Here is a 15,671-nt window from a genome sequence, read left to right on the forward strand (position 1 = left end):
GGAAGCGGGCAATCAGACATATTAGCCGTTGCACTGGGCCGTAGTAGAAAGTTTACCCGTACACGAAGACATTAAAAAAGGTCGGCCAAACCGCGCTACGTATATTGAAAACTACAAACAATCGATTCGTAATCTGGCTGCTTGTGGTATCCGAACGGTCTGCTACAATTTTATGCCGGTGCTCGATTGGTCGCGCACGAATCTGAATTATGAAATGCCCGACGGATCGCGGGCGCTTCGGTTTGTCTTGGAAGATTTCGCCGTATTTGATCTGTGCATTCTGAAACGTCCGAATGCCGAGGCCGACTATGAACCGGAAATTAGTCAATCCGCCCGACAGAAATTTAGTCAGATGACGCCGGAGCAAATTGAAACGCTGTCGAATATTGTGTTGCTTGGTTTGCCGGGTTCGGAAGAAGCTTTTTCGCTCACTACGTTCCAGAGCCTGCTCGACGAATACAAGATAATTGGCGATGCCGAGCTGCGGCAGAATCTGTATTTTTTTGTTCAGGAAGTGGCTCCGGTAGCGCAGGAAGCAGGCGTTAATCTGTGCATTCATCCCGATGATCCGCCGTATCCACTGCTAGGACTCCCTAGAGTGGTAAGCACAGAAGCCGATCTGGCGCAACTGATGGCGGCCAGCAGCGTAGTGGCTAATGGTATTACGTTCTGTACCGGATCCCTGGGCATTCGCTCCGACAACGATTTGCCAGGTATGATTGAGCGATTCGGCGAACGGATTCACTTCATCCATTTGCGAACCACGAAACGGGAAAACGTTGAAACGCCGGGACGGCCTGGTAATTTTCACGAAGCGGATCATTTGGCAGGCGATGTCGATATGTATGCTGTTGTCAAGGCGATTGTGCTGGAGCAGAAACGACGGGAAAAAACGGGCGTTGGCGTAACGGCTATTCCGATGCGTCCTGACCACGGCCACCAGATGCTCGACGATCTGCATAAAAAGACGTATCCGGGCTACTCGGCTATTGGTCGATTGCGCGGATTGGCTGAATTACGAGGACTGGAACTGGGTATTCGTCGTTCATTAGCGGAGCAAATCCAGTAAATCGACTTGGTTGGCGTAGCGATGCGGTCAACTGTCTAAAAGGTGTGGTCAAATGAATTTTCTGAAACGTAGCAGATTCCTGTTCATTCTTTTGTTAAGCGTTACGTACGGCTACGCGGATGATGGCTATCGATTGTGGCTTAAGTACGACCTGATCAGGGACGTAGCAAAACGAGATGCATACGCTCGTTCCGCACAGTTCATTGCCGTAAACGCGAATAGTCTGGTTTTAAAAAGCGCAGCCGAAGAATTGCAGACTGGATTGCGGGGGTTGCTTGGCAAAACCGTACCGATCATCGCTACTGCCGGAAGCCGATCGGGCGGTATTGTGCTGACTGTCAACAAGAACGTAGCACAGCCGAATGAAGAAGGATATGCCATTACGAATCGCTCCACCAATATCACCATAACCAGTAAAACGGATGCAGGTGTTTTGTATGGTACGTTCGCCTTACTACGTCAATTGCAGACAGCCCAGCCTGTTGAGCGAATTGCCTTGTCGAGTAGCCCCAAAATTCGGTACCGAATGCTCAATCACTGGGACAATACGAACGGCACCATCGAACGGGGTTACGCAGGCGAATCGCTCTGGAAGTGGTTCGAATTGCCCGAAACTATTGACCCACGGTACAAAGATTATGCCCGCGCCAACGCATCACTCGGTATTAACGGTACGGTTATCAACAACGTAAACGCCAGTGCTCGGTTTCTGACGGCTGAGTATCTGGAGAAAGTAGCGGCCCTGGCCAACGTCTTCCGACCGTATGGCATTCGGGTTTATTTATCCGTGTATTTCCCGGCTCCCAAAACCATTGGTGGATTGAAAACGGCCGATCCCCTCGATCCGGACGTAAAGAAATGGTGGGCTGATAAAACGAAAGAGATTTACAAAGCCATTCCTGATTTTGGTGGTTTTCTGGTGAAAGCCAATTCGGAAGGCGAACCCGGTCCGCAGGATTACGGACGCGACCACGCCGATGGTGCGAATATGCTGGCCGAAGCGCTGGCGCCTTACGATGGCATTGTGCTGTGGCGGGCCTTTGTCTATAAAGCCGATCCCAAAGCTGACCGGTTCAAAGCTGCTTACGAAGAATTCAAGCATCTGGACGGCAAATTCAACAAGAAAGTGATCGTACAGGTAAAAAACGGACCGATTGATTTTCAGCCGCGTGAACCGTTTTCGCCTTTGTTCGGAAACATGCCGAAAACACCGTTGGCAATGGAGTTTCAGATCACACAGGAATACATGGGTTTTGCGACGCATTGGGTTTACGAAGCGCCCTTATTCAAAGAATGTCTGGAAACTGATACGTACGTAGCGGGAAAAGGATCGACCGTAGCCAGGGTGATTGATGGTAGTCTGCACGGTTATCAATTAACGGCCATTGCGGGGGTTGCCAATACGGGTTCCGATCGGAGCTGGACGGGCCATCCGATGGCGCAGGCTAACTGGTACGCCTTTGGCCGACTGGCGTGGGATCATACCTTATCGTCGGAAACGATTGCCCGCGAGTGGATCACTATGACGCTGACAAAAGAAACGAAAGCCGTAAATACCATTGCGGATATAATGCTTAAGTCGCGGAATATTTATGTCCAGTACAACACGCCGTTAGGATTATCGCGCCCCTGGACGGGTGCTCACTTCGCGCCCGAACCCTGGCAAAATCAGAGCTCACGACCCGATTGGACAGCCGTTTATTACCACCGTGCCGATTCAACCGGGCTTGGTTTCGATCGGACCGCTACGGGTAGCAACGCACTAGCGCAGTACCGACCCGAAGTTCGTCAGCAATGGGAGAACGCAGAAACCTGCCCGCTGCCATACCTGCTTTGGTTTCACCACGTACCGTGGATGAAAAAACTGAGTACAGGCCGTACCTTATGGGATGAACTTTGTACGCATTTCTACACGGGTGCTGATTCAGTCGGCTGGATGCAACAGCAATGGGCACAGGTGAAGCCATCAATTGATCCTGAACTCTTTGCGAACGTAACGGGTCGGCTGGCTACGCAACACAAAGAGGCCATCTGGTGGCGCGATGCATGGCTGCTTTATCTTCAGCCGTTCGCCCGGCAACCTATTCCGGCTCCCTTCAAAAAACCAGAGCGTACTTTGGAGGATGTGAAACGCTTAGCCGATATTTACCGCCTGCGCTAAACGTAGTGGTCGAGTATGCAATTGAAACTATTGTTGGTTATTGCTGGATGTCTGATTTACGGACAAGCCAGTTGGGGACAGGCTAAACCCAAAAAAGCGTTGTTTGTGATTGTCGATGGGATTCCGGCCGACGTTATTGAAAAACTGGCTACGCCTAACCTGAAAGCAATTGCTAAAGAAGGAGGCTACGCCCGCGCTTATGTAGGCGGAGAACGAAAAACGTATTCGCAAACGCCAACTATTTCGGCGGTTGGTTATAATAGCCTGTTAACCAGCACTTGGGTAAACAAACACAACGTTTGGGACAACGACATTAAAGCGCCTAATTATCATTACTGGACGATCTTCCGCTTTTTTGAAAGCCAGTATCCTCACAAGAAAAGCGCGGTTTTCTCCACCTGGCTCGACAACCGTACAAAGTTGATTGGTGAAGATCTAGCCGAAACGAACCACCTGCGTATCGACTATTCATTTGATGGTCTTGAACTCGATACGTTGCTTTTTCCGCACGATAAAGACGCCGGACACATCCACAGGATTGACGAAAAAGTGGTCGATGAAGCGGCTCAGTACGTTCGGAACGAAAGCCCTGATCTGACGTGGGTTTATCTGGAATATACCGATGATATGGGGCATAAGTACGGCGATAGCGATACGTATTATAAATCCATTCAGATGATGGACGATCAGATGGGACGCTTGTGGAAAGCGATTCAGTATCGCCAGAAAACTTTTGGCGAAGACTGGCAACTGTTCATCACTACCGATCATGGACGTAGCGCCGATACGGGTAAAAATCACGGCGGCCAATCGGATCGGGAACGTAGTACGTGGATCGTTACGAACGCCAGCGATCTGAATAGTCGATTCCGGAAAAATACGCCCGGAATTGTTGACATTATGCCGACAATGGCTCGTCATTTACAGCTAACCATTCCGAAAGAGCAGGCTTTTGAATTAGATGGAATTCCTCTGACGGGTAAGCTGTCAATTACTGATCCTGTTGTGAAAAAAGAAGGACATAAAATAAACCTGAACTGGAAGTCGGTAGAGCCAGAGGGAACGGTGAAAGTGTGGCTGTCAACGACCAACCATTTTGAAGAGGGTAAACGCGATAACTACCTGCTGTTGGCCGAAGTGCCCGTTAAGGCAGAAGTCGCCCAAATTGACGTATCGAAACTACCAGCGGGTTTCTTCAAGATTGTGCTGGAAGCCCGGTATAATCATCTGACTCGCTGGGTTGTGGAGCAATAACGGTTACTTAACTCGCGTCCAGCTGCGGGTTCTACCTAAAAGACTGATACCCATTACGTAGCCATGCATATCGATGGTGTTGGGATCTTTGAGGGTGACGTCGCAGTTGTAGGTTTTCCCATCCTCAGGATTATAAATTTCGCCGTCGCTCCAGACGTTGTTTCCCTTATAGGTTAAATTGGTCAGGATTGTCGTGTTCATTAACGGGCGTGTACGTAGTTTCTCGTCAGGGTTCTGGCTATCCACTTTGGGCCTGTTAGTAGCCGGATCATTGGGTTCCAGCATCCACACCAGTTTCCCGTGATATTTGTTCCCCTGTTTATAAATCTGAACCTGATTGCGCTTTTTCGCACTGAGCCATTTTCCCAGCAACGCATCAGGGTCGTCGGCTTTGGGTGCCGCCGAAACAAAGGTCATAACGAGCAGGAGGGATAAGGTAATAAGGCGAAGCGTATTCATGGGTAAGCGGTTCATTAGTAAGATGGTCTGTGGTTTTGATGTATAACAAATTAAAGGACTCTTTGGCGAGTCGCAGCCCAAAAATCGCAGGGGTCTCTTTTCTGCTACGTTCTGAAACCGCTATTGTGCTGGTTTGAAAATAGCTGGCACGAAACGATCAGCCGGACTACGCACAGCGCCGGTCAATTGACCATTTTTTTTGGGAAAAGTTTAATCAACATAGACTAGCTGGCCTAGTCTACGTGGGCGTCAGTAGCAGAGATGAAATAAATATTCAGTACACTTACGCTGTCTGATCAGTGCATTTCTTTGAGAGTCACCCAGTATAAGCCAGCAAACAGCATACTGAAGAATACGCCAAACGCTACGTTCAAGGCCCCAAAGCCTACCAGTGTCACCGGCAATACCAGCCCTACCACGACTCCGACTACATAGATCCAGAAACCAATCCGGCGCAATCGGAACATGAACACGGCGCCGATAAGGGTAAGCAGTGAGTAGGCGAGCTGGGCAATCGCTAATTGCCGGACAACCAGTGGATCTTCGGGTAAGGGGACATTGCCCGACGAACGATCTTCATAGTACTGTTTGGGTTCCGCTTTTTGTTGCTCAGGCGTTGAAGCCCGCCGTTTTACATAAACCGTTTCGGAAACAGCATCCGCTTTTACCAGCGATACAACCGCGTCGGATAATCCCCAGGCACAACTGAGAAAGGTGAGGATACAGAGTAATGTCAAAAATTGGGACCGCATACGTAGCGCGTGTTTCCACCCGCGTTTTTTGTCAGACTAGCGCGAGTTACCTCCCGCTTACTCAAAAAAGTTTATTTTCGTGGCTAAGTTCACGTTTAACGACAAAATCACAACGAAAATGACTCTGCAGGAATTAACCGAACAAATTCGATCCAAAGTTACGCATGCTGATAATATTGACGCTACGGCCAAACTCGTGACGGATCAGGGTGTTATCTACATAGATGCGACCCAATCGCCGGTTACGGTGTCCAACGACGATAAACCCGCCGATTGCGACCTACACGTAACTATCGATAATCTTGTCAAAATGGGCACCGGCGATTTAAATCCGATGATGGCGGTTATGACGGGTAAGCTCAAAATCAAAGGGGATATGGGTATCGCCATGAAAATGGGCCAGATAATGGGATAGTCAGAGAGAAAATGCCCTGGTTACAGGGCATTTTCTTTGTCGAATAAAGACAGCTTTGAGGCCACGCCCGATGAAAGAAAAATACGATCCGTTATTTATTTCCTTACGTTGTTATAGGGATTGATTCCGATTATTATCTTCTTCATTGGCTGGTTACGCCCCATTTGTTTCGTTCCTGCTACGTAGTCTTTTGTTTACGAAGAAAGTCCTCTGCTCAATGCCATTGATTCGCTGGCTGATCCGCAATTCGACGAAACGAACGACCCGGCGCGCATGCTCAGTAGCGTCAAAAATTTTTACTCACACGATCCGCATCTGTTCATCTTCTACAACTATCTGGCGAAGCAATAGGTCACTTACCTGATACGTCGGGCGGTACGTATCATAACAGGATTTTTTAGCATTTGCGACGTAGCAGCGTTTGCCGATGGCGCTGTTTGGCCTTTCTGAATTTTTCGCACTACGTTCATGCCTTTGACGACGCGGCCGAACGCGGCAAAGCCCTGACCATCGGGATTACGTTTGCCGCCAAAATCCAGTTCAGGCTGGTCGTTGATGCAAATGAAAAATTCGGATGATCCACTGCCGGGTTTGCCCCTCGCCATCGATAACGTACCGTCGAGATGTTTCAGGCCACTTCTTTGGGTCGTTTCCTGACTAATTGGCGGGAGCTCACGTAGCGAATCGTTTCGCAATCCGCCCTGTATTACGTCAATTTTAATCGGGTTATTGGCCTGATTATCCGGTCGGACAACGCGGTAAAACGTAGCGCCATCATAACGTTTGTCATCAACGTAACGCAGAAAATTAGCGACCGTAATGGGGGCTTTACTGGCGTAAAGTTCCAGTTCAATCGTTCCGGCTTCTGTATCGAGCCGTATCCGTTGAGCGCCAGCTATTGAGAAAAAGAGAAAGAGATTTAGGGTTGTCAACAGATACCGCTTCATCATTGATAATTGGTACGTTTAGGATAAATTTTTGAATTAATTGGCTAATTTGCTGAAATATTTTCATGAATTTAAGTGGCTTTTACCAACATGGAAATGAACGGGTTTATTCTGTAAGAACCCACTTTATGATACGTAATCCTGTAATTAAATGACTAAATCCTCTCGTCGTAAATTTCTGAAACGTAGCGCCCTTGCCGCTACAGCCTTATCTGTCGGCGACTTCTTCCTGGTGCCGCGTCATGTGCTGGGCGGTAAGCTGTCGGATGGCAGTCGGGTTATTGCACCCTCCGATAAACTCAATATAGCGGCTGTAGGCTGTGGCGGAAAAGCCGACGTTAATATTCGGCTGGCTTACAATAACGGTTCTGATAACGTAGTGGCCTTGTGCGACGTCGATGATCGGCAGGCCAAAAAATACCGCGCTCAGTTTCCGAATGCACCTTATTTTCAGGATTATCGCCAGTTGCTCGACAAGGCCAATAAAACCTTTGATGCCGTTATTATCAGTACCCCCGATCATATGCACGCCCCCATTGCCATGGCAGCTATGCAACTGGGAAAGCACGTGTACGTTGAGAAACCACTAACCCACGATATTTACGAGGCCCGAATGCTGACGCAGGCTGCGCAGAAGTATAAAGTTGTGACGCAGATGGGCAATCAGGGTAGTTCGGGCGATGCGACGCGGGTCATTGAAACGGCGATTCAGAAAAAAATGATCGGCCACGTGCACACGGTATATTGCTGGACAAACCGTCCGGTATGGCCCCAGGGCGTCAGATCTCCGAAAGATAAAGGCGAATCGCAGCCAGTTCCGCCCGAAGTAAACTGGCCGCTCTGGCTCGGTACGGCACCTTACCGCGACTATCACGAAGCGTATATGCCAACGCGCTGGCGGGGATACTGGGATTTTGGGACGGGGGCGCTGGGCGATATGGGATGCCATTTTATGGACGTTCCCTTTCGGGCGTTGAAGCTGAAATACCCGACATCCGTAGAATGCAGTGTGGGCTCCGTCTACGCCGATTTTTTTCAGGAGGCTTTCTACGATGATGTATGTCCGCCCTCATCGGCGATTCATCTGACCTTCCCGTCCGACGATAAGAAGGTGAAGGAGGTTAAGTTTTCGTGGTTCGACGGAGGCATACGGCCCCAGTTGCCCGAGGGTGTTGAATACGATGAACTTTTCCGAGAGATCGACGGAGGAATCCTGTTTGTCGGTACGAAAGGGATGCTAACGGGCGGTTTGTTTGGAAATAACCCCAAGCTGTTGCCTAGCAGTAAATTTGCCGACAAAGCCCTGCCGACGCCCGAAAAACCACTGGTTGACGGAAAAACCGAAGGTCATCAGCAACAATGGGTTAAAGCATGCAAACAGGGGTACGGGGCTTATACATCCTCTTCTTTTGACCAGGCAGGGCCGCTTACCGAAACCGTATTGATGGGGAATCTGGCAACGCGGGCGTATCTGGCCCGTGAAAATGGCAAGTTTACAGGTCGTAAAAAACTGCTATGGGATGGCGAGAACATGCGTATCACGAACTACGATTATGCGAATCAGTTTGTCAGACGGCAGTATAACGGAGGATATACCTTATAGTCGATACTTAATCGCTTCGAGTCGTCAGTTCATAAAGAAAATTACGTACTACGTACTAGTGGCTGACGGGCTGCTCTAACATATAACGCTTTATGCTCGTTAATGAAGGAATTGCTGGCAATACGCTGACTTTTCTTTAATCCACAACTATTAATTTGTCTGGTATGTCCACACATTCGTCTGGCGTAGGTGCGCCTGTTGTTATTGTTGGCGCTGGTATTGCTGGTCTGACCTGTGCCGTTTATCTGAAACAGGCGGGTATTCACGCACTGGTGCTTGAAGCATCCGACGGGGTAGGAGGTCGGGTCCGTACCGATTTTATGGATGGATTTCGGCTCGATCGGGGATTTCAGATTCTACTGACGGCCTATCCGGAAGCTCAGCAACTGCTAAACTACGCAGCGCTTGATCTTCGTTATTTTCGGTCAGGTGCACTCATTCGCGAGAAGGATAACTGGCTAACGTTCATAAACCCGTTCGAGGAGCCATTATCGGTTTTTCAGACACTGGCATCGCCGGTTGGTACGCTGGGCGACAAGCTGAAAGTTGCTGAACTAATCCGTCGAACGCAGAGCCTGCCTATTAGCGAATTGTTTCGCCAGACGCCCACCACTACGCAGGCATTCCTGCAGGAATTCGGTTTCTCAGATCAGATTATCGATCATTTTTTTCGCCCATTTTTCGGCGGAGTTTTTCTGGAAGATGAGCTGACTACGTCGAGCAATTTCTTCGAGTTTTGTTTTCGAATGTTTTTCGCCGATGATGGAGCCATACCGGCGCGTGGAATCGGTGCGATAGCGGAACAACTGGACAGCCGCCTGGCACCCGACCAGGTACGGCTCAATAGCAGGGTTAAGCGATTGGCTGGTAATACGATTGAGCTGGAGACTGGCGAAACAATCAACGCTACTTCCATCGTATTGGCCGTTGATGCGGCTCAGGCCGCTACGTTACTTGGGGAGCCCACGCCTTCTGAACGGGCCTTTAACCATACAACCTGTACGTATTTTGCCGCTTCTGCGGAGCTTAAAATTCCAGCCGAAAAATTATTACTGCTGAATACACATCGAAGCTCGGCGGTGCATAACGTAGCGATTATGAGCGACGTAGCGCCTGAATATGCTCCAGCCAATCAACATCTTATTTCGGTGAGTACGCAAAGCCTGGAGCAATTCAGCGAAGACGAACTGATTAAACAAATCCGGCAGGAATTGAAGGGATGGTTTGGTGAGGATGTGTTGCAATGGCGCCACTTGAGAACGTACCATATTCCGGAAGCCTTACCCGCTTATTCACCCGATCAGGCAGGGCTGGACGCTATTCGTAAACCGTTACGTTTGGGCGAGAATCTGTATCAGTGTGGCGATCAAACCGCCTATCCTTCACTCAATGCCGCCATGCAGACTGGCCGGGAAGTGGCCGAAATGATTATTGGCGCTACGTTAGATTGAACCGCTTGGAAGGATAACCGCTAAAACAGGAATCTCCCGACAGATCCGATCTGTCGGGAGATTCCTGTTTTAGCAACTGATACGTAGCGACTTATTGTTTATCGAGGAATAAATACCGATCCCGATGCTTCTCCGTTTCAGCACGGGTGTTAACGTCGATCTGCATGTACTGAACAGATCCATTTCCAACAGCAGGCCAGTTGGGTAAGCCCGATCCGTTGGGGTTACCAGTTTTGATAAAGTTGGCAAAGTAGTTCTGCATAATTTCGGAAACCTTGTAATCTTCCGGCGTCCAGGCGTAAACTTTATTGTAGGGTAGATTGCCCATCGCATACTCAATTTCCGCTGAGTGAACCGCACCTTTGGCCGGTGGCATTTTGATGGCAGTCGCATCATTCGATTTTACGACTCCACCCGCCAGTCCAGCCGATACGTTGCCCATTTCGGGATTCATGGCAGGGCGTGGACGCGAATAATAATAGCGGTACACAGGCTTGCCACCGCCCGTTTTACTTTGAGCATCTGCCCATTTCCAGGTGCTGTAGCCTATGAAACGATCACCTGCCAAATCCGTTGCGGCCTGTTCGATTTCTTCGGGTGTAGAACCGGCATACAGCTTCAGAACCTCATCGGCTCGTTCGCCATAGGCTTTTTTAACGGCGTTGGCGTATGCTTCTGAAGTAGGTTGTTCTTTTCCTAACATAGCCTGATAGCCCATTTCCTGCGAGTTCCAGCCTACCAGCAACGGTACGTGCGCCTGCTCACCAGCTTCATACATCGCTCTGGGCGGTTTTGGGAAAAAATACCCGTCGACTGTCGAGCTAAACCGGGGCGTACCTGGATTCGCAGTGGCTTCGAGCAGTTTTTCTGCCGAAATGGCCCGCAGGTCGGCCAGCGAGTTCGCGCCTACCATTGTCGCAAATTTCTCACCCGCTTTTTCGCCCTCAGCAAGCGGGGTAGGCGGCAGCGTTCCCAATACGGAGCCACTCTCACCAATAGCGCCCGCAATCAGATTTCTCGACAGGGGCGATACCATCTGGGCACTTACCGAAGCCGAGCCCGCCGACTCACCGGCAATGGTAACGCGCTTAGGATCGCCACCAAATGCGGCAATGTTTGCCTGTACCCAGCGTAGCGCAGCACTCTGATCCAGATAGCCATAGTTACCCGACGAATGATTCGGCGATTCTTTGGTCAGTTCGGGATGGGCCATAAAACCAAAAACGGTTAGCCGGTAGTTAACGGTGAGGGTTACGATTCCTTTCTTCGCCATACTTTCACCGTCGTAACGTCCTTCTGAGCCATCACCGGCTACGAATCCACCCCCGTAGAAATACACCAGCACGGGTAGTTTTTCATTTGCCGATTTGGCGGGCGTCCATACGTTCAGATAGAGGCAATCTTCACTCATGCCATCAGACCGAAATCCCATATCGCCAAAAATAGGTCGCTGCATCGCGCGGGGGCCAAATTTTGTCGTTTTACGAACGCCGGTCCAGTTTTTAACGGGCTGGGGTTCTTTCCAGCGTAAATCGCCAACAGGCGGCTGAGCAAATGGAATGCCCTTGAAGGCACGAATGCCACTGGCTTCGAGCACACCTTCCACCGTACCATTGACGGTTTTCGCCTGAGGAGGGTTGGCTTGCAGGTTCGACTGAGCGATGGCTGCCGGTAGCTGAATAGCCAGCAGCACCGATGCAAAAAGAATTTTCATGAGAATGTATTTAAGGGTAAAGCAAGTTGAATACAAACGGCTTACTCAATAAAAAAGCACTACGTTAACGCTTATTCTTTATTATTGTAACAAAGTGCGACAATAATAAAAATATTCATTGTAATTACCCAATTTTCATTGTGTAATATTTACAGTTTGATTCCATGAGTCTGCCGATACGTTCTATAGAAGTTGATCATAATGGGACCGGCTATATGCCGGGGCTGGCTATCGACTGCGTAATTTTTGGCTTCCACGAGCATCAGCTAAAAATTCTGCTGCTCGAATATCGCAATACAAACCTGCTGGTGCTACCTGCTGGTTTTATTCGGGAAACAGAAAATCTGAACGATGCGGCCCGACGCATATTGGCCGAACGTACTGGCCTGACAGACATTTATTTAGAGCAGTTTTACGTATTCGGCGATCAAAGTCGGCACGACCCGGCACCCATGCAGGCCATTATGGAAGCAAAAGGAATAAAGGTTGCTGCTAATCATTGGTTACTACGTCGATTTGTTTCTGTAAGTTACTACGCGCTGGTCGATTTTACGAAGGCTGTACCCATCCCCGACCTACTATCCGATAGTTGCGACTGGTACGACCTGACCACTTTGCCGCTGCTTATGCTGGACCATTCGTTTATTGTTCAGAAAGCGTTGGAAACGCTACGTACCGATCTGGATCGCAAACTGATTGGTTTCAATCTGCTGGGTGAAACGTTTACCATGAACGAATTACAAAGTCTTTATGAAACCATTCTGGGACAGGAACTTCACCGGTCCGCTTTTCAGCGTAAGATGCTCAGTCTGGGTATTTTAGAGCGGCTAGAGAAACAGTATGGGGGAGGTGCCCACAAAGCACCGTACTTGTATCGATTTGTTTCTGAAAAGTAATCTCGCCTGTTTTGCGCCAACAAACCGCTCAACTGGTTCGTTGACTGTTCATGCGTGGCAACGTATTTCTTCGTTACGTCCTACCTGCACTCATTGCTTTGCCGATTGGGTTTCTGATGCTTTACCCGCAGCTGCTGCGGTGTATGCGTATCGCTGATACCAACGGATATCAAGCCCTGCCCGGACTGCCGAATGTGTATGTCAATCAGTCGGCAACAACGCATCAACAGCGCCAGTTTCGTCGCCACGTACTGACCGCCCGCGACCGTATTCGCCGTTTCTGGGGTGATCGCCGTGGACAGGCTACGCTCATATATTGCCCAAAACAAGCCGATTATGAGCAATATTGCGCTGGTGGCGAAGGAGCTGGTTGTAGCATCGGAACTCCCTGGGGAGACGCCTACCTAATCCTGGGGCCAGATGGAAATAACGCCGACGTAATTGCTCACGAACTTTGTCATGACGAATTGTTTGCCCGGTTGGGCTGGTGGCGCGTCAAGCGGCAAATACCGCAGTGGTTCAACGAAGGATTAGCACTTATGGTCGATTATCGTTTCAGCAGCCCGCTAACCTGGGAGCAGCCCGACAGCTCGCTCCAATACCAACTTCCCCGGAACACCCTAAACCCCATGCCCCATGCCTTACATTCAATGCTCAAACTTGCCGATCTGGAAACCACCCGCGATTTCTTTGGCGGTGACTATCGACACACGATGCTGGCGTATCAAACATCAGCAGAAGAAGTTACGCGGTGGCTGGCGCTGGTCGGACGATCGGGGGTTCCGGCCCTTACTAATGCCATAGCAGAAGGCAAACCGTTTGCCGATACGTATCAACGGCTGGAGCGGGAAAAGCGATCCGCACAAAAACGTAACGGAAAACGCAATCTATAACTTTATGATACGTCTGGCGGCCGTCCGTTCGCCTACCCGGATACGTAGCACATAACTACCCGGAGGCTGCTGATCCAGCGATAACGGGAACGTAGCATTATGCGTTTCAAACCGACCGATAGTCTGCCCCGTTAAGTCGGTCAATTCCAAAATAGCCGTTTGATTGGCTGGCAGTCTTTTTATATGTACCGTCAGGGTGCTGGTGACAGGTACGGGATACACTTCTACTGCATCGGCCAGTGTGGGATCGTCAACTCCCAGCAAGGGTGATACCGTGATGATGGCTGTCCGGTTCGTCAGGTTTCCATTCCCGCAGACATTATTTACGTTTGTCAATAGATAGGCTGTGGTTTGGGCGGGTGTTACCGTAAACGTGTAAGGATTAGACGTAGTCGGAATCGTGGTCGGGGTGCCCATGCCTGTCGCTGTGCTATCACGATAAGCAAAATTCCACGGACCGTCGCCGGTGAAAGCCACTGAAAGTTTAGCTGACTGGCCCTCGTAAATACTCTGATTACCAGTCAGCGAAGCGCTAGCCAGCTTCGTTGGAAGCACCGTTATACTGATTGGATCAGAAACGGCTCCGTTAAGTTCTGCCGTGTATGCACCCGATTCGCTGGCAACGATCTTGCTGCTTGTTTGCTGGTTCAGTATGGTTCCGTCCTTTCGCCATGTATACAGATCCGCATCAACATTGGCTGTTAACGTAACGTTCTCGCCCGTACATACCGTAGTTTTGCCAGCAGGAGAAACCTGAACCACATTTTTCAGATCGTTAGCAACGATAAACGGCTTCTCATAAACTTTTCCGTTAAAAATTGTTCGGAACAGCCAGCGGCCATTCGGCGCATCGGCCGGAATGGTTGCGTACGTATACCAGTAAAAGGTGCTGTAATTTACGGTCGATCTACCCAGGAAAAACGTAGCGATCTGACCATCAGGACGTACCGTTTGCAACTGAATAGAATCCTTCGCTTCTAACTCACGTCCAAACGCGTAAAAATAAAAGCGTTGTCCTGGCCTGGCTATGGCAATTTCATTGGTTACGTTAGCTGACCCCGGACAAACGTCCATGACAGGCTGAGTCAAATGGACACTGAGTCGGTTAATTGTTTTGTCTTTATAAAGAGGCTGTTCTTTCCACCAGGCATTCGTAACGGTTGCGTTACAGGCGCCCTGAAAAGGATCAATGAGTTTCCCCGTTGCGTTGTACACCTCGAAGTGCAGATGAGGCCCCGAAGAGCGTCCCGAACTGCCAACATAACCCAGAAATTCACCTTCGTCAACGCGCTCGCCAATGTTCTTTGTCGTTAGCGATTGTTTCTTCAGATGACCGTACCACGTAACAGAACCGTCATCGTGCCGTATATAAACCGCATTCCAGTTGCTGGTCGCGCTCGCAAAGGAACCGCAGCTCTGGTCATCATTGCCATCACTTTTCATGATGATAACGCCCGGCGCAGCGGCTACCACTTTTACGTATTCTCCGGCCATCACCGACCAGTTAAAAGGCCACAAAGCAATGTCGGTTCCCTGATGCTGATAGCCACTTTTCTGATCGTAGGTACGGTTGCCGCAGTTGTAATCTGTGTTCGTTGTCGTATATTGGTTGACGTCATTCGGGCCGATAGCGGAGTTCAAGTCAACGTAATTGGAAATCATCCAGAACCCGTAAGGAGCTGTTGACTTTGACCAGCGTAACGGAAAGGAGAATACCGGATGCGTAGCGGTTTTTCGGGCGGTTGAACTGGTTCGGTTCAACAAAGCTAACCTGGCTTGTAGCATACGCTGAATGTCAGCATGTTCCGACGGATTTAAGCAGGGCTGCTGCCTTTGACTGACGCCAACTAAGTGGCCGGTAGCGGGGATAGGCTGTGCCCGTAACACAAACCCGTATGTTAGTAGGCTTGCAACGAATAGGAATAATCGAAGCGTATAGGTCATGATGCCTGTCGAACAAAAATAAACAACTGAATTTAGGACGCTACGTTGTTTCTACGACAGATAAGTTCCTGAACGGTAGAAAAATCCGTATACAGACTTATTATCAGACCGTA

12 protein-coding genes and 1 pseudogene are annotated in these 15,671 nt (G+C 49.6%); 8 read left to right on the forward strand and 5 right to left on the reverse strand.

All coding sequences use genetic code 11. The features are described 5' to 3' along the window. Positions 1-25: 25 nt before the first annotated feature. The 3 genes and pseudogenes from uxuA to ACOJS8_RS05865 form a co-directional block, all read left to right on the forward strand. Positions 26-1,069 (forward strand): annotated as a pseudogene (gene uxuA, locus ACOJS8_RS05855) (mannonate dehydratase); the annotation flags it as partial. A gap of 52 nt (positions 1,070-1,121) precedes the next feature. Further along, on the forward strand, positions 1,122-3,230 hold the full coding sequence (locus tag ACOJS8_RS05860; RefSeq protein WP_420147598.1) for an alpha-glucuronidase family glycosyl hydrolase: 2,109 nt from the start codon (positions 1,122-1,124) through the stop codon (positions 3,228-3,230). A 15-nt stretch (positions 3,231-3,245) separates the two neighbouring features. Beyond that, positions 3,246-4,484: an alkaline phosphatase family protein gene (locus ACOJS8_RS05865; RefSeq protein WP_420147599.1), complete on the forward strand. Its 1,239-nt coding sequence runs from the start codon at positions 3,246-3,248 to the stop codon at positions 4,482-4,484. A gap of 3 nt (positions 4,485-4,487) precedes the next feature. Here the strand turns inward: ACOJS8_RS05865 and ACOJS8_RS05870 are convergent, their stop codons facing one another. Both ACOJS8_RS05870 and ACOJS8_RS05875 read right to left on the reverse strand, forming a co-directional pair. Next, positions 4,488-4,943 carry a DUF2147 domain-containing protein gene (locus ACOJS8_RS05870; RefSeq protein ID WP_420147600.1) on the reverse strand — a complete coding sequence of 152 codons (456 nt, stop codon included), beginning with the start codon at positions 4,941-4,943 and terminating at the stop codon, positions 4,488-4,490. A gap of 296 nt (positions 4,944-5,239) precedes the next feature. Beyond that, the gene (locus tag ACOJS8_RS05875; RefSeq protein WP_420147601.1) at positions 5,240-5,695 is read right to left on the reverse strand and encodes a hypothetical protein; all 456 of its coding nucleotides are present in this window, start codon (positions 5,693-5,695) and stop codon (positions 5,240-5,242) included. A 118-nt stretch (positions 5,696-5,813) separates the two neighbouring features. Here ACOJS8_RS05875 and ACOJS8_RS05880 point away from each other — a divergent pair, with 118 nt between their 5' ends. Next, on the forward strand, positions 5,814-6,110 hold the full coding sequence (locus ACOJS8_RS05880) for an SCP2 sterol-binding domain-containing protein (RefSeq protein ID WP_420147648.1): 297 nt from the start codon (positions 5,814-5,816) through the stop codon (positions 6,108-6,110). Between the two features lie 356 nt (positions 6,111-6,466). Here the strand turns inward: ACOJS8_RS05880 and ACOJS8_RS05885 are convergent, their stop codons facing one another. Further along, positions 6,467-7,060, reverse strand: coding sequence for a peptidylprolyl isomerase (locus ACOJS8_RS05885; protein ID WP_420147602.1), 594 nt, complete (start codon positions 7,058-7,060; stop codon positions 6,467-6,469). Positions 7,061-7,208: 148 nt separating this feature from the next. Between ACOJS8_RS05885 and ACOJS8_RS05890 the strand changes: the two genes are divergently transcribed. Together ACOJS8_RS05890 and ACOJS8_RS05895 are read left to right on the forward strand one after the other, a co-directional pair. Beyond that, the gene (locus ACOJS8_RS05890) at positions 7,209-8,660 is read left to right on the forward strand and encodes a Gfo/Idh/MocA family oxidoreductase (protein ID WP_420147603.1); all 1,452 of its coding nucleotides are present in this window, start codon (positions 7,209-7,211) and stop codon (positions 8,658-8,660) included. 164 nt (positions 8,661-8,824) lie between these two features. Then, positions 8,825-10,111, forward strand: coding sequence for an NAD(P)/FAD-dependent oxidoreductase (locus ACOJS8_RS05895; RefSeq protein ID WP_420147604.1), 1,287 nt, complete (start codon positions 8,825-8,827; stop codon positions 10,109-10,111). A 91-nt stretch (positions 10,112-10,202) separates the two neighbouring features. On the opposite strand, the gene ACOJS8_RS05900 is transcribed toward ACOJS8_RS05895, so the two are convergent. Next, the gene (locus ACOJS8_RS05900; protein ID WP_420147605.1) at positions 10,203-11,825 is read right to left on the reverse strand and encodes a carboxylesterase/lipase family protein; all 1,623 of its coding nucleotides are present in this window, start codon (positions 11,823-11,825) and stop codon (positions 10,203-10,205) included. Positions 11,826-11,989: 164 nt separating this feature from the next. Between ACOJS8_RS05900 and ACOJS8_RS05905 the strand changes: the two genes are divergently transcribed. Together ACOJS8_RS05905 and ACOJS8_RS05910 are read left to right on the forward strand one after the other, a co-directional pair. Further along, positions 11,990-12,721, forward strand: a complete 732-nt coding sequence (locus ACOJS8_RS05905) for an NUDIX hydrolase (protein ID WP_420147606.1) — start codon at positions 11,990-11,992, stop codon at positions 12,719-12,721. A gap of 50 nt (positions 12,722-12,771) precedes the next feature. After that, positions 12,772-13,614: a hypothetical protein gene (locus ACOJS8_RS05910; protein WP_420147607.1), complete on the forward strand. Its 843-nt coding sequence runs from the start codon at positions 12,772-12,774 to the stop codon at positions 13,612-13,614. Here the strand turns inward: ACOJS8_RS05910 and ACOJS8_RS05915 are convergent. After that, a complete protein-coding gene (locus ACOJS8_RS05915; protein ID WP_420147608.1) occupies positions 13,609-15,558 on the reverse strand; it encodes a peptidoglycan DD-metalloendopeptidase family protein in 1,950 nt (649 codons plus the stop codon). The genes ACOJS8_RS05910 and ACOJS8_RS05915 overlap by 6 nt on opposite strands. Positions 15,559-15,671: the final 113 nt, after the last annotated feature.

It is taken from the genome of Spirosoma sp., assembly GCF_048594605.1.
In the GTDB taxonomy this organism is placed as follows: Bacteria; Bacteroidota; Bacteroidia; order Cytophagales; family Spirosomataceae; genus Spirosoma.

Excerpts from the sequence above, each read along its gene's own strand:
- ACOJS8_RS05865 (WP_420147599.1), top strand. The coding sequence starts at position 3,246 with ATGCAATTGAAACTATTGTTGGTTATTGCTGGATGTCTGATTTACGGA.
- ACOJS8_RS05870 (WP_420147600.1), bottom strand. The coding sequence starts at position 4,943 with ATGAATACGCTTCGCCTTATTACCTTATCCCTCCTGCTCGTTATGACC.
- ACOJS8_RS05905 (WP_420147606.1), top strand. The coding sequence starts at position 11,990 with ATGAGTCTGCCGATACGTTCTATAGAAGTTGATCATAATGGGACCGGC.
- ACOJS8_RS05875 (WP_420147601.1), bottom strand. The coding sequence starts at position 5,695 with ATGCGGTCCCAATTTTTGACATTACTCTGTATCCTCACCTTTCTCAGT.
- ACOJS8_RS05895 (WP_420147604.1), top strand. The coding sequence starts at position 8,825 with ATGTCCACACATTCGTCTGGCGTAGGTGCGCCTGTTGTTATTGTTGGC.
- ACOJS8_RS05880 (WP_420147648.1), top strand. The coding sequence starts at position 5,814 with ATGACTCTGCAGGAATTAACCGAACAAATTCGATCCAAAGTTACGCAT.
- ACOJS8_RS05915 (WP_420147608.1), bottom strand. The coding sequence starts at position 15,558 with ATGACCTATACGCTTCGATTATTCCTATTCGTTGCAAGCCTACTAACA.
- ACOJS8_RS05900 (WP_420147605.1), bottom strand. The coding sequence starts at position 11,825 with ATGAAAATTCTTTTTGCATCGGTGCTGCTGGCTATTCAGCTACCGGCA.
- ACOJS8_RS05885 (WP_420147602.1), bottom strand. The coding sequence starts at position 7,060 with ATGATGAAGCGGTATCTGTTGACAACCCTAAATCTCTTTCTCTTTTTC.
- ACOJS8_RS05910 (WP_420147607.1), top strand. The coding sequence starts at position 12,772 with ATGCGTGGCAACGTATTTCTTCGTTACGTCCTACCTGCACTCATTGCT.
- ACOJS8_RS05860 (WP_420147598.1), top strand. The coding sequence starts at position 1,122 with ATGAATTTTCTGAAACGTAGCAGATTCCTGTTCATTCTTTTGTTAAGC.
- ACOJS8_RS05890 (WP_420147603.1), top strand. The coding sequence starts at position 7,209 with ATGACTAAATCCTCTCGTCGTAAATTTCTGAAACGTAGCGCCCTTGCC.